21 protein-coding genes and 1 tRNA gene are annotated in these 26,602 nt (G+C 41.9%); 20 read left to right on the forward strand and 2 right to left on the reverse strand.

Annotated elements, in window-relative coordinates; genetic code table 11:
- The first annotated feature begins 21 nt into the window (after positions 1 to 21).
- The 10 genes from mutT (at position 22) to CST_RS00130 (ending at position 11,613) form a co-directional block, all read left to right on the forward strand.
- Positions 22 to 408, forward strand: a complete 387-nt coding sequence (gene mutT, locus CST_RS00080) for an 8-oxo-dGTP diphosphatase MutT (protein ID WP_015357746.1) — start codon at positions 22 to 24, stop codon at positions 406 to 408.
- A 50-nt stretch (positions 409 to 458) separates the two neighbouring features.
- Positions 459 to 854 (forward strand): secondary thiamine-phosphate synthase enzyme YjbQ, encoded by a 396-nt coding sequence (locus CST_RS00085; protein ID WP_015357747.1) that lies wholly within the window; start codon positions 459 to 461, stop codon positions 852 to 854.
- A 36-nt stretch (positions 855 to 890) separates the two neighbouring features.
- Positions 891 to 1,586 carry a DNA/RNA nuclease SfsA gene (sfsA, locus tag CST_RS00090; protein ID WP_034842229.1) on the forward strand — a complete coding sequence of 232 codons (696 nt, stop codon included), beginning with the start codon at positions 891 to 893 and terminating at the stop codon, positions 1,584 to 1,586.
- Between the two features lie 117 nt (positions 1,587 to 1,703).
- Positions 1,704 to 3,320: a mannitol dehydrogenase family protein gene (locus CST_RS00095; RefSeq protein ID WP_015357749.1), complete on the forward strand. Its 1,617-nt coding sequence runs from the start codon at positions 1,704 to 1,706 to the stop codon at positions 3,318 to 3,320.
- Between the two features lie 191 nt (positions 3,321 to 3,511).
- Positions 3,512 to 5,452, forward strand: a complete 1,941-nt coding sequence (locus tag CST_RS00100) for a glycoside hydrolase family 127 protein (RefSeq protein ID WP_045750373.1) — start codon at positions 3,512 to 3,514, stop codon at positions 5,450 to 5,452.
- Positions 5,453 to 5,511: 59 nt separating this feature from the next.
- Positions 5,512 to 7,698 (forward strand): 1,3-beta-galactosyl-N-acetylhexosamine phosphorylase, encoded by a 2,187-nt coding sequence (gene gnpA, locus CST_RS00105; protein WP_015357751.1) that lies wholly within the window; start codon positions 5,512 to 5,514, stop codon positions 7,696 to 7,698.
- Between the two features lie 146 nt (positions 7,699 to 7,844).
- Positions 7,845 to 8,786 carry a magnesium transporter CorA family protein gene (locus CST_RS00110; protein WP_015357752.1) on the forward strand — a complete coding sequence of 314 codons (942 nt, stop codon included), beginning with the start codon at positions 7,845 to 7,847 and terminating at the stop codon, positions 8,784 to 8,786.
- Positions 8,787 to 9,177: 391 nt separating this feature from the next.
- A tRNA-Arg gene (locus CST_RS00115) sits at positions 9,178 to 9,254 on the forward strand.
- Between the two features lie 434 nt (positions 9,255 to 9,688).
- Positions 9,689 to 10,246 carry an RNA polymerase sigma factor gene (locus tag CST_RS00125; protein ID WP_015357754.1) on the forward strand — a complete coding sequence of 186 codons (558 nt, stop codon included), beginning with the start codon at positions 9,689 to 9,691 and terminating at the stop codon, positions 10,244 to 10,246.
- Positions 10,246 to 11,613: a GerMN domain-containing protein gene (locus tag CST_RS00130; protein WP_015357755.1), complete on the forward strand. Its 1,368-nt coding sequence runs from the start codon at positions 10,246 to 10,248 to the stop codon at positions 11,611 to 11,613. Before CST_RS00125 ends, CST_RS00130 begins: the two co-directional genes overlap by 1 nt.
- Before the next feature lie 42 nt (positions 11,614 to 11,655).
- Here the strand turns inward: CST_RS00130 and CST_RS00135 are convergent, their stop codons facing one another.
- Complete coding sequence (locus CST_RS00135; protein ID WP_015357756.1) at positions 11,656 to 12,141, reverse strand: LURP-one-related/scramblase family protein; 486 nt, start codon at positions 12,139 to 12,141, stop codon at positions 11,656 to 11,658.
- A gap of 160 nt (positions 12,142 to 12,301) precedes the next feature.
- On the opposite strand from CST_RS00135, the gene CST_RS00140 reads away from it, so the two are divergent.
- The 10 genes from CST_RS00140 (at position 12,302) to CST_RS00190 (ending at position 25,198) form a co-directional block, all read left to right on the forward strand.
- Positions 12,302 to 12,952, forward strand: coding sequence for a TraR/DksA C4-type zinc finger protein (locus CST_RS00140; RefSeq protein ID WP_015357757.1), 651 nt, complete (start codon positions 12,302 to 12,304; stop codon positions 12,950 to 12,952).
- A gap of 113 nt (positions 12,953 to 13,065) precedes the next feature.
- On the forward strand, positions 13,066 to 14,622 hold the full coding sequence (locus CST_RS00145; RefSeq protein ID WP_015357758.1) for a putative polysaccharide biosynthesis protein: 1,557 nt from the start codon (positions 13,066 to 13,068) through the stop codon (positions 14,620 to 14,622).
- 264 nt (positions 14,623 to 14,886) lie between these two features.
- Positions 14,887 to 15,333, forward strand: coding sequence for an Hsp20/alpha crystallin family protein (locus CST_RS00150; RefSeq protein WP_015357760.1), 447 nt, complete (start codon positions 14,887 to 14,889; stop codon positions 15,331 to 15,333).
- 450 nt (positions 15,334 to 15,783) lie between these two features.
- Positions 15,784 to 16,614, forward strand: coding sequence for an ABC transporter permease (locus CST_RS00155; RefSeq protein WP_015357761.1), 831 nt, complete (start codon positions 15,784 to 15,786; stop codon positions 16,612 to 16,614).
- On the forward strand, positions 16,611 to 17,432 hold the full coding sequence (locus CST_RS00160) for an ABC transporter permease (RefSeq protein ID WP_015357762.1): 822 nt from the start codon (positions 16,611 to 16,613) through the stop codon (positions 17,430 to 17,432). The genes CST_RS00155 and CST_RS00160 overlap by 4 nt, the downstream gene beginning before the upstream one ends.
- A gap of 55 nt (positions 17,433 to 17,487) precedes the next feature.
- Positions 17,488 to 18,456 (forward strand): ABC transporter ATP-binding protein, encoded by a 969-nt coding sequence (locus CST_RS00165; RefSeq protein ID WP_015357763.1) that lies wholly within the window; start codon positions 17,488 to 17,490, stop codon positions 18,454 to 18,456.
- A 150-nt stretch (positions 18,457 to 18,606) separates the two neighbouring features.
- On the forward strand, positions 18,607 to 19,830 hold the full coding sequence (locus CST_RS00170; RefSeq protein WP_015357764.1) for a DNA polymerase Y family protein: 1,224 nt from the start codon (positions 18,607 to 18,609) through the stop codon (positions 19,828 to 19,830).
- Between the two features lie 630 nt (positions 19,831 to 20,460).
- Positions 20,461 to 21,399, forward strand: a complete 939-nt coding sequence (locus CST_RS00180; RefSeq protein WP_015357767.1) for an MTP-1 family protein — start codon at positions 20,461 to 20,463, stop codon at positions 21,397 to 21,399.
- 205 nt (positions 21,400 to 21,604) lie between these two features.
- Complete coding sequence (locus tag CST_RS00185) at positions 21,605 to 22,063, forward strand: RidA family protein (RefSeq protein ID WP_015357768.1); 459 nt, start codon at positions 21,605 to 21,607, stop codon at positions 22,061 to 22,063.
- 18 nt (positions 22,064 to 22,081) lie between these two features.
- Positions 22,082 to 25,198 carry a glycosyl hydrolase family 2 protein gene (locus CST_RS00190; RefSeq protein ID WP_015357769.1) on the forward strand — a complete coding sequence of 1,039 codons (3,117 nt, stop codon included), beginning with the start codon at positions 22,082 to 22,084 and terminating at the stop codon, positions 25,196 to 25,198.
- 42 nt (positions 25,199 to 25,240) lie between these two features.
- Here CST_RS00190 and CST_RS00195 read toward each other — a convergent pair whose 3' ends face one another.
- Entirely contained in the window at positions 25,241 to 26,569 is a 1,329-nt protein-coding gene (locus CST_RS00195; protein ID WP_015357770.1) for an oxidoreductase, read from the reverse strand.
- Between the last annotated feature and the right edge of the window lie 33 nt (positions 26,570 to 26,602).

The following is a 26,602-nucleotide window of genomic DNA, read 5'->3' on the forward strand; positions in this document are numbered from 1 at the left end:
GAAAGGAAACGGAGTAATGGTATGACAAAAGTGGCAGCGGCTATTATACGAAAGAATGGTAAAATTTTAATATGTAAAAGAGGTGCCGGCGGAAACTGCGGTCATCTGTGGGAATTCCCCGGCGGAAAGCAGGAAGACGGAGAAACATTAACTGAATGCCTTGAAAGGGAATTAAACGAAGAGCTTGGGGTGAAAATAAGAGTTAAAGGTGTTTTTGATACAGTTGTGTACAGATATCCCGACAGGGAAATATTCTTTACCTTTTTTAATGCCGAAATTGAAGAGGGGATACCTTGTCCGACGGTCCATGAGGAAATAAAATGGGTTACTCCGAAAGAACTTACAGAATATGAGTTTTGCCCGGCAGATATAGAAATAGTAAAAAAGCTTCATGAGGAAAGCGGGTAAATAGACAGAATTCAGATAAGAAATGCAATGATAAGAAAGGAATGATTTGGGTGGTGTTTAAATACAGCATCAGAACCGGAGCTGAAGGTTTTTACAATATAACATCCCAGGTAAGCGAAGCAGTTGCGAAAAGCGGTATAAATAATGGGGTATGCGTGGTTTTTTGCCCACATACAACCGCAGGTCTTACCATTAATGAAAATGCCGATCCCGATGTTAAATCCGATATGCTTTTGGCTCTAAACAGATTGGTACCTCACCTTGCTGATTTCAGGCATTTTGAAGGCAATTCGCCTGCTCATGTAAAAGCAAGTCTTATGGGAAGCAGTGTTACGGTTATTGTTGAAAACCGCAGGCTTCTTCTCGGAACATGGCAGGGAATATATTTCTGCGAATTTGACGGGCCAAGAAACAGGAATTTTTACGTAAAAGTCCTTGAAGGGTAAATTTATCAACATTTTAATGAAAGGACAGTGGCAGAACTGCAGTACTCAAATATTTGCGAGGGGAAATTCATAAAAAGGCTGAACCGGTTTTCGGCTGAGGTCATGATTGAAGGAAAAAAAACAATATGCCACGTTAAAAATACCGGAAGGCTGAAAGAACTGCTTATTGAAGGGGCTACGGTTTACCTTGAAAAAAGCGGCAATTCAATGAGAAAGACGGGATACTCGCTGATATCGGTTAAAAAAGGGAAAAGTATTGTAAATATTGATTCGCAGGCTCCCAACGCAGTGTTTTATGAAGCTTTGGCTGAGAAAAAGTTAATCCTTCCGGGATTTGACGAAATCGGCCAAATAAAACGGGAAAGTACATATGGTGCGTCAAGGTTTGATTTTTATATTGAAAATACAGTCCGTAAAGCTTACATTGAGGTAAAGGGTGTAACACTTGAAAATGACGGCATTGCAAAATTTCCTGACGCGCCTACCTTGAGGGGAGTAAAACACGTATATGAGCTGGTTAAGGCAAAAGAGGCCGGTTTTGACGCATATATAATTTTTATTATTCAGATGAATAATATAAGATACTTTACACCAAATGACGAAACCCACCTGGAATTCGGAGAAGCTCTTAGGTATGCAAAAAAAAACGGTGTTTGCGTTAAGGCCTTTGAATGCGACGTGAAGCCGGATTTTATTGAAATCAACGGAAGGGAATGCAGGGTTTTGCTGTAGTTTGAGCAAAACCTATATTATCGGCTTGAACGGCTTTTTATTGCATGATAATATTATTCTATAAACTTTGTTAAGCAGGTTATGGCCTATACTATTAAACAAGAAGGAGTGAAATACATGATTTTAAACAGTTCAGGGCTGAAAGACATGAAGCCTTGGCTTGAAGCCGGGTTTGAAATGCCCAGGTTTGATCGTGAAATGGTAAGGGAAAACACGCTTAAGAACCCCATATGGCTGCATTTTGGCGCAGGGAATATATTCAGGGCTTTTCCGGCTGCTCTCCAGCAGAAGCTTCTTGACGAAGGAAAAAGCGACAGGGGAATAATCGTATGCGAAGGCTATGATTATGAGATTATTGAAAGGGCTTACAAACCGTATGATAATCTCAGTGTGCTGGTTGTTCTGAAGCACGACGGAAATATGGATAAAAAGGTAATAGCTTCTGTTGTGGAAGCGCTTACAGCGGATACAGGCGATAAAAATAACTGGCAAACACTGAAAAATATCTTTTCAAATCCGTCACTGCAGATGGTAAGTTTTACGATAACAGAAAAGGGTTATAGCCTGAAAAACGCCAAGGGTGAATATTACCCTGATGTGGAAAGTGATTTTAAAGCCGGGCCCGAGTCTCCTAAAAGTTTTATCGCAAAACTTACAGCTTTGTGCTATGAAAGATATAAAAGCGGAAAGTATCCCGTTGCCCTTGTGAGTATGGACAACTGCTCTCATAACGGTTCAAGGCTTTATGAAGCGGTAAGCACATTTGCTAAGGAGTGGGCCAAGAATAAACTTGTTGACGAAGGATTTGTGGACTACATTGAAAATCCCGAAAAGGTATCGTTCCCATGGAGCATGATTGACAAAATCACACCGAGACCTGATATGGGCGTTAAGGAAATGCTTGAAAAATGTGGGCTTGAGAGCACCGAACTTATTATAACCTCAAAAAATACCTATACTGCTCCGTTTGTAAATGCTGAAGAGCCGCAGTATCTTGTTATTGAAGACCTGTTTCCGAACGGCCGGCCGCCCCTCGAAGAAGCAGGCGTAATTTTCACCGACCGGGAAACGGTTGACAAGGTTGAAAAAATGAAGGTTTGTACCTGCCTGAATCCCCTTCATACCGCCCTTGCGGTATACGGATGCCTTCTCGGATATAATACAATTCACGATGAAATGAAAGATGAACAGCTTAAGGCACTGGTGGAAAAAGTGGGTTATGAAGAGGGACTGCCCGTGGTAATCAATCCCGGCATAATCAATCCTAAGGATTTTATAAAGGAAGTTGTTGAAGTAAGGTTACCCAACCCGTTTATGCCCGACACGCCTCAGAGAATTGCTACCGATACGTCCCAGAAGCTGGCGATCAGGTTCGGGGAAACCATAAAGGCTTATCAGAAGAGGGAAGATTTGAACGTAAAAGACTTAAAGTATATTCCTCTTGTTCTGGCGGGATGGTTAAGGTATTTGCTTGCCGTGGACGATGAAGGCAAGCCGTTTACTCTAAGCCCTGATCCGCTTATGGAGCACCTGAGGAAGGTAACCGAAGGGATTAAACTCGGTGATAAAGGGCCCTTTGATGAAAAATTAAGACCCATTCTTTCAGATACATCCATCTTCGGAGTAAATCTTTTTGAAGCAGGGCTTGCCGACAAAGTTCTTGGATATTTCGAAGAACTTGTACAGGGTCCGGGAGCCGTAAGGGCTACGCTTAAAAAATACCTGCAAAATTAAAATGGTACGGAATAACAGTTACGGCATGCGGTAATGAATACCGTGTGCCGTTTTGTTTTATTTCCTTATCCTAAACTTTTAATAAAAAATCCTAATGACAATCTTTCCTATTTACAGTATTCTTAAATCATCGGGAATTTTTTTAAACTGATTCTTCCAAAAGCTCTTTGAGGAGGATTGTTGTGAAAATTATGGAGCATGTATCAAAGAAGAATGTCACAATTGATGATGGCTTCTTCGGATTTTATACCCGGCTTGTAAGAGATACGATGATTCCTTACCAGTGGGAAGTGTTGAATGACAGAGTTCCCGAAGCTGAGCCAAGCCATGCGGTTAAAAATTTTAAAATAGCTGCGGGACTTGAAAAAGGAGATTTTCATGGATTTGTGTTTCAGGACAGTGATGTGGCAAAATGGCTTGAGGCGGTAGGTCACAGCCTTATGACTCACCCCGATCCGGAGCTTGAGAAAACGGCCGACGAAATGATAGATTTAATTGAAAAGGCTCAATGCTCTGATGGTTACCTGGATACATACTTCATAATAAACAAAAACGAAAAGCGCTGGACAAATCTGTGTGAATGCCATGAACTGTACTGCGCTGGTCATTTGATTGAAGCTGCGGTGGCATATTATGAAGCTACCGGAAAGGATAAGCTCCTTAAAGTTGCCTGCAGGTTTGCCGATTTAATTGATTCTATTTTCGGTTCTGAGGAAGGGAAAATAAAAGGCTATCCCGGTCATCAGGAAATTGAGCTGGCACTGGTTAAGCTGTATAAAGCAACGGGAGACCCGAAATATTTGAAGTTAAGTTCGTACTTCATCAACGAACGGGGAAAGGAACCGAATTATTTCCTGTATGAATGGGAAAACGTGAGGAACAGGATATCCCACTGGACAAAAAGGGAAGAACCTGCGCCAAACCTTGAATACAACCAGGCACACAGACCTGTGCGTCAGCAGGACAAAGCGGTAGGTCATGCGGTTCGTGCCGTTTATATGTACAGTGCAATGGCCGACATTGCTTATGAAACCTCCGACAGAGAGCTGTTTGAAGTATGCAGAAAGTTATGGGAAAATATAACCACGCGCCGAATGTATATAACAGGCGGTATAGGTTCCACGCGTCATGGCGAAGCTTTTACTTTTGATTATGATCTTCCGAATGATACGGTATACGCGGAAACCTGCGCGTCAATAGGGCTTGTTTTCTTTTCCCACAGAATGCTGAAAATGGATCCGTCCGGCGAATACGGGGATGTGATGGAAAAAATTCTTTATAATTTAGTTCCCGGTTCAATGTCCCGAAACGGAAAGGAATTTTTCTATGTCAATCCTCTTGAAGTATGGCCCGAAGCCTGTAAAAAAGATCCGGGCAAACATCATGTGAAGGCAAAGCGGCAGAAATGGTTCAGCTGTGCGTGCTGCCCTCCGAATATAGCAAGACTTCTGGCATCCCTCGGCGATTATATTTATTCCGTGAACAATGATACCTTGTTCACCCATTTGTATATAGGGGGAACCGTTGAGGCAAATATCCGCAATCAGAAAGTTTTAATCAGTCAAAATTCAAAATATCCGTATGACGGGGAAATTGAGTTTTCAATAAGTTTAAACCAGCCTATGAATTTTAAGTTCGCCGTACGGGTGCCATCCTGGTGCAGGAAATTTGAAATATACATAAACAATCAGAAAGCGGGGTATGAAATTAAAAAAGGATATGCATACATAAACAGGACATGGCATAACGGCGAAAGTATCAGGATATTTTTCGAAATGCCCGTTGAGATAATCGCGTCAAATCCAAAAGTTAGGGAAAACGCAGGAAAGGTCTGCATTATGCGTGGTCCGCTTGTATACTGCCTTGAGGAAATTGATAACGGTCCGAATCTCTCAGCAATAAGCCTTTGTGTTGACAAGGAATTTAAAACCGGAAATGCAAATGATCTTCCCGAGGGCACGGTAATAATAACCGGTGAAGGGTTCAGAACCGTTGAAGAAGGATGGAATGACGAACTTTACAAACCGTATCGGAGCGTCGAAACCAGACCGGTAAAAATAAAGGCCATTCCGTATTATCTGTGGGGTAATCGTGGTGAAGGCGAAATGCTGGTATGGATACGAGCCAGATAATATTAAGAAATGCTGAATTGTCTGCGGAATAGGAAGAATAAAGTGAAGGAGGCATATTTATGACAGATAAAAGCAAAGGATTTTTTACTTTACCCGGAGAAGCGGGATATGAAGATTTGACCCTTGAACTTGCTGAAAAGTGGGGAGCCGATGTAATAAGGGACAGCGACGGTACTGTTCTGTCTCCACGAATTTTGACATCCGGTTATGAGATATATTCCACTTTATGCCTTATACGCGGTGTCAATGACTGGGCAAAGGCACACAGGGACAAACTTCAGCAAAATTTCCTCATGTCGGATCCGGTAATAGCGTCAGAAAGCACTGTTACGATAGATCTGCTCAAAGGGTATTTCAGAGAGCAGTTTGAAATTAACTGCAACGACGATCCGAAAAAGTGGTGGCAGGTTTTTGACAGGACTACGGGGGAAGAGGTACCGAAGGACAACTGGGAATTCAACAGAGAGACGGGTACCGTTGTTATAAAGAACGCAAAAAAGTGGCATAAGTATACTGTAAATTTTCTTGCATACAGGATATGGGAAGCCATATCAATGTACAATCATATTACGAACAACTGGGGTGACAGGGAACATCTCATGCCGATAGATCCAATTTACCCCGAAACCCAGGAGTTCATATTAAGTCACCTGGAAAAATGGTTGCAGGAACACCCGCACACAAATGTTGTAAGGTTTACGTCCATGTTTTATAACTTCTGCTGGTTATGGGGCGATGATCCTGAACATTTCAGGTACCGTTATTCCGACTGGGGCTCTTATGATTTTTCGGTCAGTCCTTACGCAATGACAAAATTTGAAGAGAAGACCGGTATTAAGCTTACTTCGGAAGATTTTATCAACAAAGGGCTGCTGAACAATACCCATAATGTCCCTTCGCCCAAAATAAGGGCATGGATGGATTTTATAAATGAATTCGTGGTTACTTTCGGAAGAAAATGCGTAGACCTGGTCCATAAGTACGGAAAGAAAGCTTATGTGTTCTATGACGATCATTGGATTGGCGTGGAACCATACAGCCCAAGATTTAAGGATTTTAATTTCGACGGAATTATAAAGTGCGTGTTTAACGCCTTTGAGGCAAGAAAATGCGCAGGCGTAACCGGGGTCGAAACTCACGAACTGCGTCTTCATCCGTATCTTTTTCCGACGGGTTTGAAAGGCGAGCCGACGTTCAAGGAAGGCGGAAACCCAACCAAAGATGCGAAAAATTTCTGGATGAAGGTTCGCCGTGCTCTTTTGCGTGCACCGGTACAGAGAATAGGCCTTGGAGGGTATTTGCATCTGGTTAAGGATTTCCCCGATTTTATTGATTATATAGAAGAGCTCGCAAATGAGTTCAGAACTTTAAAAAGCCTGCATGAAAATGATAAGCCTTATACCGTTCCGGGCAAAGTTGCGGTTTTAACCTGCTGGGGCAGACTCAGGTCATGGATTTGCAGCGGGCACATGCATGAGCAGCCTCAACTGGACCTGAACCACGTTAACGAGGCTTTGGCCGGACTGCCGCTGGATGTGGAATATATCAGCTTTGACGATATAAGGGAAAAAGGAATCCCCGATGACGTTAAAATTATCATCAACTGCGGCAGACTGGACAGTGCATGGAGTGGCGGCGATAACTGGAAAGATCCTGAGATTGTTGCGAAAATTACCGAGTGGGTTGCAGCGGGAGGGGGATTTATAGGAATTGCCGAACCAACTGCAACGATATTCAGCAGCCAGTATTTCCAGCTTTCACATATACTTGGCGTTGACAGGGAGATTGGACGCACGCTGTCGAGGAACAAATACAAATATACCCTGACAGAAAAGCATTTCATTACTGATGAAGTAAAAGAAGATACCGATTTCGGCACCGAAGTTGACAATGTATATGCAATTGACGGTGAAACGGATGTTTTGGCTGAAAAAGGCGGAAATGTTAGAATAGCGGCAAGAAAATTTGCTGACGGCAGAGGTGTTTATTTCTCAGGATTCAGGTTTAACGCGCAGAATACAAGACTGCTGTTCAGAGCAATACTCTGGGCTATGGGAAGGGAAGAGTATATTAACCGCTGGACATGCGGCAACTTTAACACCGAATGTGCTTACTTCCCGAACAGCCGAAGGCTTGTGGTGATAAATAACGGGGAGAACCGTGAGACAACTGTAATTAACGACGATAAAGGAAACAGGATTGAAGTAAGCCTTGAGCCTTATGCGGTAAAAATACTTGAAATATAAAAATGTGATATCGTTTGCATAATTTCACAACACCGGAATACATCCGAACAGTCCGCTTTTTTGCGGACTGTTTTTTTGGGCTTGAGTTATTAAGTTTATTAGTTTATCATTTTAAGGTAGTCTTTAAAGAAGGCAGGTGACCCGAAATGATTCAGATTTTTAAAACGATGGAAACCAATAATGAGCTTGTACGTATTGATACCATTGAAAAAGGATGCTGGATTAATATAACTGATCCGACCGAAGAAGAGCTTAATATGATTCAGGAAGCGCTGAATATTAACCCGAAACTTCTGCGGGACCCGCTTGATGAAGAAGAGAAGCCGAGAATTGACGTTGAAGATGATCAGATATTGATAATTGTAGATATTCCGTATGCCTATCAGGACGAAGAAACGTTAAAGTTTGAAACGATACCGCTGGGGCTTCTTGTTATAAGGGACGATTATTTTATTTCAATATGCGCCCATGAAGCACAGGTACTGAAACCATTTATCAATAAGCAGGTAAAGGAGCTTTACACTTATAAGAAAACAAGGTTTATTTTTCAGATTCTGTATAATAATGCAAGGGATTATTTAAAATATCTGAGACAGATAGACAAAAGAACCGAATACCTTGAAGGCAGTCTTCACAAGTCGATGAGGAATAAAGAGCTTTTTAAGCTTCTGGAGCTCGAAAAAAGCCTTGTGTTTTTCACCACTTCGCTGAAATCCAACGATGTGGTGCTGGAAAGACTTCTGCGCGGAAAATATATCAAGCTTTATGAGGAAGATCAGGACCTTTTGGAAGACGCAATCATAGAAAACAAACAGGCTATTGAAATGGCAAGTATATACAGTACCATTATGAATGGTATGATGGATGCCTTTTCATCGGTTATTTCCAACAACCTGAACATTGTAATGAAGTTTTTAACATCGGTGACTATAGTGCTTTCCATACCCACCATTGTTTTCAGCTTTTACGGAATGAACATGCAATTACCTTTCGCAAACAGTCCCTTAAGCTGGGTTCTGGTACTTGTAGGAACTGTGCTGCTGTCTTTGGTGGTTGTAATCATTTTAAACCGCAAGGAACTTCTTTAGCCAAAAGAGCCGCGGAAAACATGAGGCCCTATGATTCCAACCATTCACTTATATATGGTATGTGAACGTTGGTAAACATTAATAAAAATAATATAACAACCAGCGCAACAGCAATTATAATGAGCAGTATCGAAAGCAGCTTTGGAAGCCATCTTTTTTTCCGTTTTACGTATGTTATACCGGAAATCCGCATTATGAGCCTCCATTAACCATGACCTGTATTAACTATATTATATTTTTTGTTATTGGAAATGTAAAGGCATGAATGCTCTTTTTTACATTCCTGTTCAATAACCTGCACTAATTGTAATATATTTACATTAATTATTTTTAATCCATGGTTGATTTTTTTGAAGGTTTATATTATTATATATATTGCACGTTAAAAAACGCGCCTATAGCTCAACTGGATAGAGCGTCTGGCTACGGACCAGAAGGTTGTGGGTTCGATTCCTGCTGGGCGCACCAAAGTTTGGAACGTGTAAGGAGTGCTCTGACTACGGATTGACTGCGCTGAATAAGCGTTGGATTTGCCGGTCGGGGCCCCTTTTTTTTGTCAGCATGTGTGTAATTTCAAGTATGGTTTATATGCCGGTGAACAAGTAAATATACCAAGCCTGTACGAAATCCAAAGTGCGTTTGCCGGTTTCCCGGCAAACGGAAAAATATCGAGACCGGAGCATTTTTTTATTTTACGTTTCTTGATTATTTCCTCAGAATACGATTTTGATATGTATATCACTTTTACTGATTTAAAGGTCAGTTAAATATACCGTCATAATTCGGTACATGTCTTTAAAACTCTGCTTTAGCATGTTTCTTATTAAAAATCGTTACTTCAGATAAAAATAGGAGTATAAAGTATATGAAGACAAAAGTATGAGTTTTTTGGGTGTGGTGTAATGCAGGAGGACCTGACGCAAATAAGAAGAATACGGGATGGGGATATAGAAGCATTCGGAGAACTGGTGGACAAATATAAAAACAGGTTATTTTCCTTTCTTGTAAAGCTGACCGGTTCAAGGCATGACTCCGAAGAGATACTTCAGGAGGTTTTTATCCGTGCCTTCAGCAATATTAACAAATATGATGACAGATGGATGTTTTCCACGTGGATATACCGCATTGCTGTGAACACCTATAAAAGCTATATGAGGAAAGAAAAACGGAATAAAACAATACCAATTGATGACGCGATGGTGAGTGAAAACCCCGCAGTTTACGGGAATCCCGAGAATGTTTATGAAAAAAACGAGCGGAGGCGGGAAATTATTTCACTTATAAGAAATTTAAAGGACAAACAGAGAATTCCGTTGATACTGAAATATGTAAAAAATTGTTCCTATGCGGAGATAGGAGATATTCTGGGAATCTCCGAAGAGGCCGCAAAAATGCGGGTTTTCAGGGCAAAAAAGACTATATGCGAAAAATATATGGAAAGGCACGGGGGTGAATTTTGATGAGAATTCATTTATCGGTGAAAGATTTGGATGCGTTCATCGAAGGAAATGTATCAGCCAGGGAAAGGGAAAAAATAAAGCTGCATTTAAACGAATGCAGTATATGCCGGGCAAAATACGGCATATTGCTGGATACCGAAAATTACCTCGCGGAAGAGGATTATATAGATGATATGTTTACAGAAAGGGTGATGAATTCGTTGAAAAAAGGCGAATATAAAAGTGCTGGAAATAAAACATTAATCAAAAGGAGAAGTATTCTAAAACCTGTGTTATCATTAATTTTAGTATGCGCGTTTGTCGGGACGGCTTTCTATTTCGGAACGAAATACGATTCGCTTAAGCGCAATACAGCCACCCAACCTGACCGATCTCAGGAGACTCAGATAACCAAAACTCCTGCAGACACTCCTGTACCCACCGTGAGAATTGAAACCGTCAATCTTACGCTGTATTTTCCAAATCAGAGTGCAGAATTTGTAGTTCCGGTTCAGCGCAGGGTTGAAATAAAAAACGGCGAAAAGATTGAAGAAGTTGTATTCAGAGAACTTCAGAAAGGTCCGGAAGGAGACGGAAGGAATACGGTTATACCCGAGGGAACAAAGCTTTTATCGTCCGAAGTAAGGGACGGCGTTTGTTACCTTAATCTTTCAAAGGAATTTGTTGAAAACAATCCTGGCGGAAGCGCCTTTGAAAATGTTCTTATAAATTCGGTGGTAAACTCCCTTACAGAACTTCCAGAAATTAAAAAGGTCCAGTTTCTGATCGAGGGGGAGAAAAGGGAGGTTTATAGTCATATGGTTTTTGACGAGCCTTTTGAAAGAAATGAAAGCATTATAAGAACAGCCGAGAATACTCCCGAAGCAATTGAAAGGAGTATTCGTGAACTGGGATTTAAAGTGCTTACTGCTTTTAGGGATAAAGACATGCAGACTCTTTCGCAGTATGTCCATCCCGATAAAGGAGTACGTTTCTCCCCATACACGTATGTGGAATTGGAAAGGGATGTTGTAATTTCAAAAGAAGAAATTAAGACATTGCTGGAAAGTGATAAGGTGTATACATGGGGACTTTATGACGGCTCGGGTGAGCCAATAGAGCTTACTTTTTCAGAATACCTTAGCAGATTTGTGTATGACAGGGATTTCATAAATGCCGACGAAATTATCTATGATGTACGATATGACAGGGGAAACACAATAAACAACGTATTTGAGGTTTATAAGGGAAGTCACGTAATTGAATACTATTTCAGCGGAAACGAGGAATACGGAGGAATGGACTGGAAAAGCCTCAAGCTTGTATTTGAGGAAAAGGAAGGAAAATGGTATCTTGTCGGTGTGGTACATGACGAATGGACAATATAAAAAACGGGAATTATTAAAAGCCTCTGGAAATTCAGAGGCTTTTTAAGTGTTGTTTTCTCCGTCATGATAAACCTGATCGAGAACAATGACCAAGGCGAGAATGAATGCTGCGTCTTCGCTGTCGTCCACTGAGACGCCGTAAGTGTCAGAGAAAGTAAACCATTTTTTCGATACAATTGCCACAGGCGCGCCGTTTTTAAAAACGGTGAAATCATAAGCCCAGAAATTGCCTTCTATGCTGTATTCTCCGAATACACTGGTTATAGTGAAACTTGGTCTGAACAGAGTGAAGTTCTTTTTTACCTGGGCCACCGGAACGCCGTTCCGGTAAATGGTGTATTCGGGCAACAGACGGAAAATACGCTGCTCAATGTAGAAAAGTTCCCTTCCCTGCATGTCGGTTAGGTGCAGCTTATCACCCAGTGAAAAAATCCTGCCGTAAACAATGAAGCAGTCTTCTCCGAATTCATTTTTAATTGTGTAGCTGTCTCTCAGCGAAAAAATTTTTTGTCTGATCAAATATTTCATTTCCCGAACCTCACACTGTTTTTTTCATTATATCATGCCGTCGTTATATGCACAATCAAAGACAATGCTTTTTATACTTTTAGGTAATTATTTTTATTTCTGAAAAGAATCAGGAAATAATAAAGAATCAAAGGGAATTTCAGATATAAGGAGGATTTAAATGGAAAAGGAAAAATACCGGCATTACAAATACCTTCTGGAACAATTGAAGGAAAACCATATGGAAGTTCTTGACAATATGCATGAAGGGCTTCCTTCAGGATACGAAGTAACAGAGGACAGTGAACTGTCTCGTTATGACAACCATCCGGCCGACGCAGCTACAGAACTTTTTGATGCCGAGATGCAGTCGGCGTTGAAAAGCGGGCAGAAGTATATAATAAAGGAAATAGACGACGCGCTGAACAGAATTGAAGCGGGAAACTACGGGATTTGTAAAACATGCGGAAACAGTATAGAACCTGAACGGCTTGAAATAATACCCTACGCGAGAAACTGTGTAAAATGCGAAAGTCTGAAAGAACAGGAACTTAAATACGACATGGTAAGCAAATCGGGGCACAGGCCCGTGGAAGAGGATGTACTGGAAAAGGAGATAAGAGGTGATTACATTCATGACATTGAAGGCGATGAGCCTTACGACGGAGAACAGGCCCTTGAGGAGGTATTGTCCTTCGGTTCATCCGATTCACCACAGGACGGCGCTCCGCTGGGGAACAGGCAGGATGCAAAGGAAAATGACAGATCGGTTCATGAAATTACCGATGTAGACCAGATAAGCAATGAAATGTATAAAAAACAGTTAACATAATTGTGCCTGCTTTCACGCAGGCTTTTTCAATTTATTCCGAATGTTATTGAAGGCACGGCCATATATTTTTTATATGAACAAACTATAACTCAAAATATTTGTTCCGGGGGTCTATGAGAAAAAAATCTCTTAAGCAAAATACGTTTATCCTCACCGTTGCAGGTTTTGTTGTAAAACTTCTTGGCTTTTTCTACAGAATTTTTGTCGCAAATTCCATTGGCGCCGAAGGAATGGGACTTTTTCAGCTCGTGCTTCCGGTTTATAATTTTATTCTGCTGGGTCTGACTGCAGGTCTGGGTATTGCAATATCAAGGCTCGTCGCTGAAGAGACGGCACTGGGCAATCACAGGAATGCGAAAAGAATCACCGTTGTCTCAGGGGTTGCGGTATTCATTGCAGGAACCGTAATTGTGTCTGTTTTACTGCTTAACCTTGACTTTGTAGTAGATGTTTTTGTAGGGGATGTTCGTACAAAAAGCGCAATATATTACCTGCTGCCTACCATTCCTTTCATCGCAGCATTATCGACGTTAAAGGGGTATTTTTACGGAAGACAGGAAGTAATACCCAATGCCGTGTCCCAGGTCGCAGAGCAGGTTACAAAACTCGTTGTGGTATACTTAATTGCCGGCTTTTTTATTAACGGCGATCTGGAACAAAAATGCCTTTTTGCGACAATCGGCCTTATTACAGGTGAGATTGCAAACGTCCTGACGGTGTTTATTGCGTATAAATTCCGTAAATCCGACAAACATACACCACGTCAGAGAATTATGCGAAAAAGGGATATTGCCGTCGCGCTTTTGCGTATTTCGTTGCCGATAACGGCAAACAGGCTGGTATTATCACTTCTTGGGACGGTGGAATTTCTTTGGATTCCGCAGAGATTATCGGTTTACGGAATGACCCATGAGGAAGCCCTTACCCAGTACGGCAAACTGACGGGTATGGCATCCCCTGTTATTTCATTTCCTTCAATGCTTACCGCCGCACTGGCCACGGCGCTTGTCCCCGCAATAGCGGAAGCGGTGGCAACAAGGAGAATGAACATAGCAAACAGACAGATTTCAAGGTCAGTGCGCGTTACCCTTGTGCTGGGGTTTTTGTTCACAAGTCTCTTTATATGTTTCGCATACGAAATTTCCGATCTGATATATCCCGGTCAGAACGTCGGACATATGTTGTATCTTCTGTCATTTACCGCTGTGTTTTTCTATCTCCAGCAGACTCTGCTCGGCATACTGAACGGGCTTGGAAAAGAGACCGCCACGCTGAAGCATTCCATGATAACAAGCCTGATCCGGCTTGGTTTTGTATGGTTCGGAATCCCGTACTTAGGACTGAATGCGTATATTGCGAGCCTGATAGTAAGCAATTTTGCCGGAGCGATGCTTAATATGAGGACGGTAATAAAAACCACAGGCATGTCCCTTGAGATAGGTGATTGGATTATAAAACCACTTGTTGCCTCAATTTCAGGGATCATTGCGGCACCGGTCATAAAAATGGCGGTATCCTCGGTTTTAAACTCACAGTTGTTAATACTTTTAGTATCAGCCGGCATTTGCGGGGGAATGATGATTGCAATGCTTATATTCATGGGCGTTTTTGAAATAAGGGATATGCGGCATATGATCCCGTTTAATATTGACAAATACCGAAAACTTTAGGATATTTATATGTAGCATTGCTTTTTCCCAATGAAACTTTTCTGATAAGTTTTTACCCGAAAATTTTTTATGCGGATGAGAAATTAAAAGAATTACCTTGCGTTTTAATGAAAGTTAAATCTATTTTTTTATAATGGCTGTAATTAGTCAAAGTTAGTCAAAATCAAAAGTTGTATTTTTTTATATCAGAAATTAAAATGTAAGCAGAAAGGTCAAAGAAAGTCAAAGTTAAATAAAAGAGTGATATTTATGGAGGTGTTATAAATGTTCGGTATGGTACCGTTCTCAAAAAGATTTGGAAACCCGGTAAGAAGGGATGACTTCTTCGGGATTGACAGATTCTTTGATGAATTTTTCAACGATCCGTTTTTTGCAAGATGGGGCTCGCCGTTCAAGGCAGACATACGTGAGACCGACAAGGAATGGATAATAGACGCCGAACTTCCCGGAGTTGATAAAAATAACATAAACATAGAAGTCGATGACGGTTATCTGACCATTTCGGTTGAACAGAATGAGGAAATAAACGAAGAAAGAGAAAATTATGTGAGAAGAGAAAGATCATACGGTAGCTTCAGAAGATCTTTCTTCCTCAACAATGTGAAGGAGGACGACATTAAAGCCGTATATAAAAACGGAATACTTACCATTACGCTGCCAAAGGCAAAACCCGACAACAAACGCAAAATCCAAATCGATGTTCAGAACTGACTTGACTTCATATAAAGATTACATTACAACATAACAAATGTCAACTGCCATTGTTTATATAAATTTATAATCAGGTACACCCCCTAAGCTCCCGCACGTTTTAAAGCTTGTCCCGCTTTAACGGCTTGGGGGTGCCCGATTAAAGGGCAGCTAAAAAGAGAAATATCCGGCCTTGCGAGGGCCTTTACATAGATTGGGCTGAATCGGATTTAGATTCAGCCTTTTTTTTATTTAAATAAATTTTTATTTTGCCTTTTTTACTTTATTGCAACGTTAAAGCAGAATATTGTTTTCCGGCAAACCGAAAGAGGTGTTATTATAAATTTACAAAACCAGGTTCATATTGAAAATTCATTTTAATATAAATATAATTATGTATTACATTTACATATTTTTCTTTTGCGAGAACGTTATGCTTTTGCTGCGCTTAGGAATTGGAGTAGTAATGTAATGAAAGACAGGATTACAAAAAAAGAAAATAAGCCGCCGCGGGTTTTTAAAACGGTTATAATGACTACATATAAAGAAAATTTCGCATACAGAAGCCAGATGGCCGTTTCAATCTTCTCTCAGCCTGTCTATTTTTTGGTCCATTATTTTATATGGAGAGCGATCTACCAAAGCAGGGACCAGGTTTCGGGATTTAGTTTTGATCAGATGATACTTTATTTCGCCGTATCTTCACTGATTGAATTTTTGAATTGGGATAACTCGGAGAATATCCTGCAAAGGCTGATACAGACAGGCCAGTTTATTACTTTCCAGCTAAGGCCTGTATCCCATATATATTTTTCGTTTTTACAGAAGATAGGTCAGAGGTTACTTGCTTTTTTGATAGAAGTTATTCCGGTGATGTGTTTTTACATACTGTTCGGCGTAAGACTGATTCCTGCCGAACCGTTTTGGGCTTTGATTTCATTGATTCTCGGGTTCATTTTGTCGTTCCTGATACGATATACAATCGGAACTTTAGCTTTCTGGTTTGTAAAAACCGCCGGGATCAGCAGGGCGGTGGTTGTGTTAACAAGCATTTGTTCGGGCGCGTTTCTGCCGCTTAATTTGTATCCTTACGGTTTTCAGAAATTTCTTTTTTTCCTGCCTTTCCAGTTTGTCTCCTACGTGCCGGTAAGAGTTTTTATCGGAAAATACGAACTGGCGGGAATAAGCATGCCCATCCCGCATATAGTGTTTATCCAGGCGGTAATGGTTATTGTCATGTTTCTGTTTAACCGTATCTTGTGGTATTTCGGCATAAAACGTTTTACGGGGGTGGGAGCATGACAAAACAGAAAAATGCTTCCGGAATAAGAAGTCTGCGTTTTTCCGCGCTGGGCGTGTATCTGCAGGGCATGAAAACGGCGTTGGCATCCCGTATGGCATACCGCGGCGATTTTATCATGAGTATGTTTATTATGATGGTGGTTGAGTTTGCAGGGCCAGTTATTACGCTGATAATATATAAAAACGGGGCGTCTTTCCCTGGATGGAGCCAATATGAAGTTTTGCTTCTCCAGGGCATATTTCTGCTTTCCCGTGGAATTTCATTTCCTTTTTTCATGGGAATGGTATGGAATACAATAGGGCGGGTACAGGAAGGAACCTTTGATTTGCTGCTTATAAAACCTCGCTCAATACTTCTTATGACTCTGGCAACTTCCTTCGACAGTGAGGATTTGGGAAAACTGATAGGCGGGATTCTGCTTTTCAGATTTGCCCTTAAAAAACTGCCTCCCCAGCCCCTGTCTCACTGGATTTCTTTTTTCATACTGTTTCTGTTTTCCCTTATACTTATGTTCGCTTTCGGATTGTTTATGGCGGGGCTCGGAATAATTTGGGTCGGAAACTACAGAATATACGACATATTTATGTCGGTGATGGAGTTTGGTATGTATCCTAAGTCCATATTCACAAAATCATTTCAGTCGGTTCTGACTTATATAATTCCGGTAAGCCTTTTGGCGTCATACCCTGCATCGGCGCTGCTGGGGAGTGTGGACAAGACCGTTATTTTGGCCTTGGTGTCTTCAATTGTTTTTTTACTGCTGGGTTTTCTTTTTTATTACAGGATGGTAAAAAATTATACCAGCGCTGGTGGCTGATACAGAACACCTGTTATTTTCGAAAACGCGACATTTGTAGCTTCAGGTGATCATTATGATACATGTATCCGAACTTAAAAAGACATTTGTCTCGTATGAGCGCGGGAGCAGCTTCACAGAAGCATTGTTAAGCCTTTTTGTGAGGAAGAAAAAGATTGTGGAAGCGGTAAAAGGCATATCCTTTGACATTGAGGAGGGTGAACTGGTTGGTTTTTTGGGGCCGAATGGCGCGGGAAAGTCAACAACAATAAAGATTTTGACGGGCATTTTGCACCCCACGTCGGGAACCGTGAATGTTATGGGGTTCACGCCATGGAAGGAAAGAAAAAAATATGTCCGGCACATAGGTGCGGTTTTTGGGCAGAAGTCCCAGCTTCTGTGGGATATCCCTCCCCTCGATGCCTTTTATCTGAATCAGGCCATTTACAGGATCCCGGACGATGAATTCAAAAAGACCGTTGATGAAATGGTGGAAATGCTCGATCTGAAAGATCTGGTCAAAAAGCCAACCCGCCAGCTGTCCCTTGGCGAACGCATGAAATGCGAATTCATAATGGCAATGCTGCATAAGCCGCCTATAATTTTCCTTGATGAACCTACCATAGGTCTGGATGTCATAGCCAAGGAAAAAATCCGGGATTTTATCCGGGAACAGAACAAAAAGGGTACTACTTTTATATTGACAACCCATGACCTTGAAGATGTGGAGAGGCTTGCAAAACGTGTCATTGTCATCAATCACGGCGAGATTGTATTTGACGGCAGCATGGATAAGCTCAAAAAACATTTGGGAGAAAAACGGACCTTGCGTATTGCAACGTGGGAAAAAATAAATCTTGCAGGCGGGGACGGAATTGACATTAGGAAACGGCCGTCGGAGTGGGATGTGGAAGTGGAGCTTGACCTTTCAAAAATAAACCTTAATGAGTTCATACAGCAAATAAACGAGAAAAGTAAAATCAGGGATATGTCCATAGAAGGGCCTGAACTGGAAGAAATAATAAAAAAATTATATACCGCTTGAATTTTTGGGAAATTCCCCTCTATTGCCCGGTTTGTTATTCCTGTATTCCGTCGGGATATGATTTTGCAGACGGAATACAGGATTTTGTATTTTATTTATGCTATAATTTTTACTGTATTGGGGGTTATCCAAACGGTTTAAGTGGTTTTTATGATATCGGACAGAGTAATATTTCATATTGACGTAAATTCGGCTTTTTTAAGTTGGGAAGCTCTGGAACGGTTGAAAAGAGGAAGTGATATCGATCTTCGGACAGTGCCGGCGATTGTGGCGGGCGATCCCGAAAAAAGGCATGGCGTGGTTCTGGCCAAGTCCATTCCTGCAAAAAAATACGGCATAGTTACCGGTGAACCCGTTGTCAGCGCGTTGAAAAAGTGTCCCGGTCTGATTATCGTTCCGCCAAGCCATGCCGCCTATGCCGAATATTCAAAGGCCATGACCGATCTGCTTCAGACCTTTACTCCTGACATAGAGAAGTACAGTATTGACGAATGCTTCATGGATGTCACGGGACTTAAGTTAAAATACGGGAATGATTTTATTTCACTGGCTTATTTAATAAAAGATCAGATAAGGGACAGGCTGGGCTTTACGGTCAACATAGGCATATCGGAGAACAAGCTGCTGGCGAAAATGGCGTCGGACCTGAAAAAGCCCGATCAGATTCATACGCTTTTCAAGGAAGAAATACCGGAAAAAATGTGGCCCCTTCCGGTTTCAGAGCTTTTTATGGTAGGTAGGGCTACATGCGGCAAACTGCACGCGTTGGGTGTTAAAACAATAGGTGATTTGGCAAAATACGACGTTTCGTTATTGGAACAGAAGTTCGGAAAATACGGGAGAATGATATGGGAATATGCCAACGGCATAGACTATTCCAAAGTACAGACCGAGGAAAGCGAGGCAAAGGATTTAAGCAACGAAACCACCGTGGAATTTGACATTACCGACAGGGAGACGGCAAGGATGTATATTCTGTCCTTATGCGAAACTGTCGGTACTCGTCTCAGGAAAGCAGGCCTGTATGCCGGAGTGGTGGCCGTTAATATTAAGAACAGCAGTTTTGAAACCTACTCCCGAAGAAAAAAGCTGAACGTTCCGACTCAGGATACAAATGTAATATTTGAAACTGCCACCGAATTGTTTGATCTGGCCTGGAGGAAAGATCCCATCCGCCTTATAGGCGTTGCGACGTCCGACCTTGTAAAGGAGCCCGTAATACAGTTAAGCATGTTTGACAGCCTGCCGGAAAAAATATATCAAAGGAAAAAGCTTAATGAAAGTATAGACAGGATAAGGGAAAAATACGGAAGCAAATATATTGTCAGAGCATCCTTGCTGAATTTTAACAAAGACTTCGGCAAAAACATGTAGTTGTATTCCTGCGCCTTTTTTTTACGCCTTTTTATTTCCCGGATTATTTTGAAAAAAGCAGGAATTTAATAAATAGGCTGGTATACCACATTTTCACCTGTCACGGCATTGCCGCCGTTGATTGAATGTTTCCGGAAAAATATCCGGAAATCATTGCTAACCAAATATGCGATTAAAAGGAGAAAGCACATATTGACAATTAACTAAAGGTGTTGTACCAAAATACAACACCTTTAGTTTAAATATAACTGATATTGAAATTTCCGCAGTAAAATTTGAGAATACCGGCGGCGATTAAGGCAGGAAGTTTGCCTTTTTTTGAAAGCAACAAAATCTTAAAAATTTTTTTATAATTACGTTTGTCCGGGTAAATAAATAATAGAAAAAATAAAAATAAAGGGATTAAAAAATCCAAACACTTCAAGAAAATTTTTTCCGGTGTTGTGCCGATGATTCCGCGCTATATTTAATAAAACCGGATATCCGGGTAGAAAGGCTGAAAACCGTATTTGAAAGGGTGTTCGGCGGGGCATCTGTGCTTTTGAAGTTCTCTTATATTTGTAGCCGAACAGCCGATTATATATATAAAATATTACAGGATATTATAAATTTTAATGACAGGGGATAGTTATGGAAGTAAACATTAAGGCTCAAAGTTGCATTGAGTTGCTTGAAAATTTTGAAAAAACGCAGCTTATGGCAAAGGGCGAAAAAATTAAGTTTGCCAATGTGGAAGGCAGAGATGTTTATAACATAACTGCTCCCTTTGATGTTGACGGGAAAAAAGTAATAGCTGCAAGAGTGGAAAAACGGGACTCTGAATTCTCGCAAGTGATGTTTTTTGTAAACGACGGTGAAACCTGGATTCCTATGAAAGGTACGCCGGTATTTGATCTTCAGGATCCGTTTGTAACCAAAATCAATGATGAAATTATTTTCGGCGGCGTAGATGTTTTCCAAAATGAAAACGCTCCGCACCAGCTGCTGTGGAGAACTTTTTTCTACCGTGGAAAAAGCATTTATGATCTGAAATTTTTTGCAAAAGGCCCGTTGGGAATGAAAGACATCAGACTGGTGGAACTGGCCGATAAAAAAATCGGGATATTTACAAGACCACAGGGAAAAATCGGGGGAAGAGGAAAGATAGGCTTTACTGTCATAAATACTTTGGAGGAACTCAACGAAGAAGTAATTGAACGGGCGCCGCTTATCGAGAACCAGTTTATAGACGAAGAGTGGGGAGGAGTTAATGAGCTTCATCTCCTGAAAAACGGCAAAATAGGAGTATTGGGGCATATCGCCCGCTTTGACGATGAGGGCAACAGGCATTATTATCCCATGGTGTTTATGTTTGATCCTGTAACTAAAAAGGCTTCGCCTCTGAAAATCATTGCGGCGAGGAAAAACTTTGAAGAAGGTGAATTCAAAAGAAGCGATTTAAAAAACGTGGTTTTCAGCGGAGGCCTTATCAGACGGGAAGACGGATACGCAGAGCTTTATGTTGGTGTAAGCGATGCAGAAGCGCACAAAATAGTAATTCCCGATCCGTTTATTCAATATGAAAATTAAATCGGAAAAAGATTGGTTCTGCTTACAAAACTGCGGAAAACAGAAAGGAGCTGAAAGGCTTCTGCTGTTTTTTTATTTTTTGGAAATTGGGAAAATGGGTTTTTTATTGACAGCTAAAAAAAAATAACAATATACTGTACTTAAATATCCGCATTTCTTAACTTTTTGATATTATGCCGTCAAACAAAAATCCGGAGGGATGGTTATGAGGATAGAAAACAAAATATCCGAACTCGGATATACACTTCCAGAGGTATCTTCCGCAGGATTATACAAACCAGTGAGAAGAGTGGGGAATGTTCTTTATGTTTCAGGGCAAATACCCTGGGTCAACGGAGAAGTGAAATACTGGGGCAGGGCAGGTAAGGAACGTGATATTGAATATGCCCAGGATGCGGCACGCCTTTGTGTATTAAATATGTTGGCCGCCGTTAAAAGTGAAGTGGGAGATTTGGACAAAATTAAACAGATAGTGAAGATTACCGTTATGGTTAACAGCGACGCCGATTTTGACAAACAGCATATTGTTGCAAACGGTGCGTCCCAACTGTTAATAGACATATTCGGAGAGGAGGGACGGGCGGCAAGGTCCGCAATTGGCGTAAGCCAGCTTCCGCTTAATGTTACGGTTGAGGTAGAGGGAATAATTGAAATTGAAGAATGACATCAGGAGGCATCTGACATGTTTTTTAAAAATAGCCGGGAAGAATTTGACGAGTCTCTTTTCCGCAACCCCACTTCGGAATATCGCTGTGCTCCGTTTTGGGCCTGGAATAAAAAACTGGACTGGGAAGACATGGAGAGGCATATAGAAATTTTTAAGGAAATGGGGATGGGCGGCTTTCATATCCACTCCAGAATAGGTCTTAACACTCCGTATTTAAGCGATGAATTCCTCGATTACGTCAAAAAATGCAATGCCAAAGCCAAAGAACTGGGAATGTTGACCTGGCTCTACGATGAAGACAAATGGCCGTCGGGATTTGGAGGAGGCTTTGTCACGAAAGACCACAATTTCAGGAGCAGGTATTTGCTGTTCTCACCGTTCTATCATCAGAGCGGTTATTATGAACGGCATATTCCCCGGGAAAACCGCCTTGGCATAGACGGGTATCTTTCGTTAATCGCCGAGTATAAAGTGGTGCTTAAAAACGGATACCTAAGCTCGTATAAGAGAATTGAATCCGGTGATAATGATAGTGCGGAAGGTGAAACCTGGTATGCCTACCGGGTGATATCAGGGGATTTACCATGGTTTAACAACCAGGCCTACGTAGATACGCTTAATAAAAAGGCTGTAGAGAAATTCATTGAAGTCACCCATGAAAAGTATTTTGAAATTTTGGGCGGGGAATTTTCAAAATCGGTACCCGCTGTTTTTACCGATGAACCTCAGTTTGTTCTGAAACAAAACCTGCCTGAACCCGACAGCAGACAGGAAGTGGGAATTCCGTATACAGACTTGTTTGAGGAATCCTTCAGGCAAAGATTCGGATGCAGTTTTCTTGATAGTCTGCCCGAAATATTCTGGGAACTTGAGGGAGGTAAATTTTCCCGTATAAGATACTGGTACCATGAACACATAGCCGAATTATTTGCTTCTTCCTTTGCAGATACCGTGGGCAGATGGTGCAGGGAACACAATCTCATGCTGACAGGCCATATGATGGCTGAAAGCACTCTGGAATCCCAAACCAGAGCGTTGGGCGAAGCCATGAGATCCTATCGCAGCTTTGATCTTCCCGGCGTTGATATATTGGCAAACAAATACGAATACAGCACGGTAAAACAGGCTCAGAGTGTGGCCAGGCAGTTTGGAAAGGCGGGGGTTTTAAGCGAGTTGTACGGGGTTACGAACTGGGATTTTGATTTTCGCGGGCATAAACTTCAGGGCGACTGGCAGGCCGCAATGGGAGTGAGCGTAAGGGTGCCGCATCTGAGCTGGCTCGGCATGGGCGGAGAATCCAAAAGGGATTATCCCGCGCCGGTTGATTATCATTCTCCATGGTACAAAAAATACCATATCATAGAAGATCATTTTTCAAGGGTAAATGTCTGCATGACCAGGGGTGTACCTTGCGTCAATATCGCCGTTATCCATCCGATAGAAAGCTATTGGCTCCTGTGGGGGCCCGACAGTCAGACAAAACAGAAACGGCTTAAACTCCAGCAGGAGTTCGAAAGCATAATTGACTGGCTTCTGTTTTCAAATCTGGATTTTGATTTTATTGCCGAGTCAATGGTAAAAGAATTGTACAGGGGTTCCGGAAACAGGCATACTCAATTCGGAGATATGAAATATGAAGTACTGATTGTACCCGAGCTGATTACAATTCGTTCCGAGACGGTGAAAATGCTGATAAACCATTTGGAAAACGGCGGAAAGGTCATAATACTCGGAAACCTTCCGAAAATAATCGACGGGGATTCAGACAGAAAATTTGACATAGAATGTTTGGGAGAATGTGTTATTAACAATTCCAAGTACGATTTGCTGGACGCGCTGGAGCCTTTCAGACAGATAGACATTGTCAACCGTGACAGTTCAAGGAATGAAAATTACCTGTACCAGTTACGGGATGAAGCCGAATGCAAATGGCTGTTCATTGCCCCGGGCAAACCGGTGGAGGCATTGAAACTGCCTGAAGAAAAGGTTTTGACCGTAAAGGTCAGGGGAAGCTATGAGGTATGGCGTTACGACACTTTTACCGGAGAAAAACAGAAAATACAGGCGCGCGGAAAAGACGGGTGGACATATTTTGAACAGACGGCATATGAGCATGACAGTTTCCTTTACCGGCTTTTGAAAACCGGGACGAACGATACGACCGAAAAATCCGTAAGCTCCGGCGTCGGTAGACAAGTCAATAAAGGCGTGAAATATATCAAATATTTAAACGGCCCGTGGGAATACAGGCTTTCAGAAAAGAACGTACTGTTGCTGGACATGGCCAGGTACAGCCTTGATAACGGCGAAATTTCTGAAAGGGAAGAAGTACTCAGGATTGACGACAAAATAAGAACAAAACTCGGCTACCCTCTCAGGACCGACAGTTTTCCGCAGCCATGGCTTTCACCGGCTGAGGCCGAATGCCCGCATACGGTAAAACTGTATTTCGAAATCGAGTCGGAAACCGATGTGCATGAAGCGGAGCTCGCCTTTGAGGGGAAAGGAGTCACCGCGGAATGGAATAACGTGGCTGTAACAGACCGGGCGGACGGCTTTTTCATCGATAAATGCTTTAATGTTATGAAATTACCGGGGATAAAAAAGGGCGTAAATCAGCTTGTATTGACCGTTCCGTTCGGGGAAAAAACCGACCTGGAGTGGTGTTTTATCACAGGCAATTTCGGAACGTGCGTAAAAGGTGATAAAGTCATTATTACGAATCCTCCGGAACGCTTGTTTTTCGGTGACGTGACAAGGCAGGGACTGAGTTTTTACGGAGGCAATATTACGTATATTGTAAATATTGACGTCCCTGAGGGGGAAATGACAGTAGAAATCCCGCAGTACAGGGGTGCCCTTGTGGAAGTTGCGCTGGATAATGCCAAAAAAGGGGATATTATATTCTCGCCGTACAGGCTGAATTTGGGTTACGTATCGCAGGGAGAGCATACGATTGAGATAACCCTTTACGGCAACAGGTTTAACATGTTCGGCCAGCTGCACAACTGTAACAGGGTTGAAAAATACTACGGCCCTAATACCTGGCGTACGAAAGGGAACGCTTTCGCCTACGAATACCAGCTTCGTGAATTTGGAATTATAGCCGCCCCGCTTATATATATTGAATAAATGAAAAGGCGGTATAGAAGGCAGCCTGACCCGGATGCCTTTTTACTGTTTCATGCAGTATTTTCTGTATAGCGGGGCATATATTTCCGCGTCGCGGACAACACAGCCCGTAGTTCCTCCAGCGCGCATTATTTCCACACACTTTCCGCATGTAATACAGCATTTGTTCCTATCAAGGCCTTTGCCCGATAGGATGTCTTTTGCAAAATCGGGATATGCGAAAGACTGGCGACCGAAACCTATAATCTTTGCAAGGCCTTTTTCCAGCACTCCCGCCGCAATAAACGGAGCAAATTCCCTTGGCCAGCTGTAGCCTGTACCGACAACGGCAATATCGGGAACATTTTTCTGTATCTCCCCTATGCCCGATATCAGCCTGCAAATACCCTCAAGAGGATGTTCGGGGGGAATATAACTTCCCCTGTCGTAAGGCCTGTTCACATGAGGATTGTAGTATGGTGTTCCCATAGTAATGTTAATAAGAGGCATTCCTGATTCCTTTAAGATTTTAACCAGCCGAACGGGTTCTGAAAAATCAGGTTTTAAATAATCCTCCTTATCCACTCCGAATCCGTACGGATACGGAATTCCGTCATAAATGTTCAAACGGGTGGTTATGATAAAATCATCACCCAGCCTGTCCCTGATTTTTTTCACGGTATTAAGAAGAAACCTTGTCCTTCCTTCAAATGTTTCGCCGTATTTGCCTTTGCGGGTGAATGCCGAAAGAAGCTCGGAATTAAGGTACCTGTGGCAGCATTTGACGTCCACGCCGTGAAAACCTGCTTCTTTTGCAAGTACCGCCGCTTCAACAAACTTGTCTTCCAGTTGTTCAAGCTCTGTGTCACTGATTACCGGATAATTTTCGTCAATGTCAAGCATGGGATCCAGGTAGGGGTTATGAGCCGCTATCACCGGCGCAGGCCTGCCGTCGGGCTTGCTGAACCTTCCCGAATGGGTAAGCTGCATAATCAGTAACGGGGTAAAACCAAATTCTTTATTGGAATTTTCAATTATATTGCCGCACAGTTTCCGGAATGACGAGACATTATTCCGGTGAATCCACAACTGGCGAGGGTTTGTCCTTCCTTCGGGCACGACGGCCACTGCTTCAAACCAAATCAGTGCGGCCCCGCTTCGGGAAAACCGTTCATATCTTCTGAACGTAAGTTCGTCAGGACTTCCGTCATATTTCCCGTCACAGCCCTCCATCGGGTTTATTGCCAGCGAGTTCGCCAATGTGAAACCGCCGATTTTGACTTTTCTTGATAAGTATTCCGTGTTAAGGGAAAGAGGGATATCCAGTCGGTTTTCTGAAATGTCGTTTTTGAACTCTTCGATATTGCGATAACTGAAAGGTCTAAATTCCATTATGATTTCACCCTGTTCTTTTTAAATATAAAA

It is taken from the genome of Thermoclostridium stercorarium subsp. stercorarium DSM 8532 (genome assembly GCF_000331995.1).
Lineage (GTDB): Bacteria > Bacillota > Clostridia > DSM-8532 > DSM-8532 > Thermoclostridium > Thermoclostridium stercorarium.

Coding starts and splice junctions, on each gene's coding strand:
- mutT (WP_015357746.1), top strand. CDS start 22: ATGACAAAAGTGGCAGCGGCTATTATACGAAAGAATGGTAAAATTTTA.
- CST_RS00095 (WP_015357749.1), top strand. CDS start 1,704: ATGATTTTAAACAGTTCAGGGCTGAAAGACATGAAGCCTTGGCTTGAA.
- CST_RS00100 (WP_045750373.1), top strand. CDS start 3,512: ATGGAGCATGTATCAAAGAAGAATGTCACAATTGATGATGGCTTCTTC.
- gnpA (WP_015357751.1), top strand. CDS start 5,512: ATGACAGATAAAAGCAAAGGATTTTTTACTTTACCCGGAGAAGCGGGA.
- CST_RS00110 (WP_015357752.1), top strand. CDS start 7,845: ATGATTCAGATTTTTAAAACGATGGAAACCAATAATGAGCTTGTACGT.
- CST_RS00125 (WP_015357754.1), top strand. CDS start 9,689: ATGCAGGAGGACCTGACGCAAATAAGAAGAATACGGGATGGGGATATA.
- CST_RS00130 (WP_015357755.1), top strand. CDS start 10,246: ATGAGAATTCATTTATCGGTGAAAGATTTGGATGCGTTCATCGAAGGA.
- CST_RS00135 (WP_015357756.1), bottom strand. CDS start 12,141: ATGAAATATTTGATCAGACAAAAAATTTTTTCGCTGAGAGACAGCTAC.
- CST_RS00140 (WP_015357757.1), top strand. CDS start 12,302: ATGGAAAAGGAAAAATACCGGCATTACAAATACCTTCTGGAACAATTG.
- CST_RS00145 (WP_015357758.1), top strand. CDS start 13,066: ATGAGAAAAAAATCTCTTAAGCAAAATACGTTTATCCTCACCGTTGCA.
- CST_RS00150 (WP_015357760.1), top strand. CDS start 14,887: ATGTTCGGTATGGTACCGTTCTCAAAAAGATTTGGAAACCCGGTAAGA.
- CST_RS00155 (WP_015357761.1), top strand. CDS start 15,784: ATGAAAGACAGGATTACAAAAAAAGAAAATAAGCCGCCGCGGGTTTTT.
- CST_RS00160 (WP_015357762.1), top strand. CDS start 16,611: ATGACAAAACAGAAAAATGCTTCCGGAATAAGAAGTCTGCGTTTTTCC.
- CST_RS00165 (WP_015357763.1), top strand. CDS start 17,488: ATGATACATGTATCCGAACTTAAAAAGACATTTGTCTCGTATGAGCGC.
- CST_RS00170 (WP_015357764.1), top strand. CDS start 18,607: ATGATATCGGACAGAGTAATATTTCATATTGACGTAAATTCGGCTTTT.
- CST_RS00180 (WP_015357767.1), top strand. CDS start 20,461: ATGGAAGTAAACATTAAGGCTCAAAGTTGCATTGAGTTGCTTGAAAAT.
- CST_RS00185 (WP_015357768.1), top strand. CDS start 21,605: ATGAGGATAGAAAACAAAATATCCGAACTCGGATATACACTTCCAGAG.
- CST_RS00190 (WP_015357769.1), top strand. CDS start 22,082: ATGTTTTTTAAAAATAGCCGGGAAGAATTTGACGAGTCTCTTTTCCGC.
- CST_RS00195 (WP_015357770.1), bottom strand. CDS start 26,569: ATGGAATTTAGACCTTTCAGTTATCGCAATATCGAAGAGTTCAAAAAC.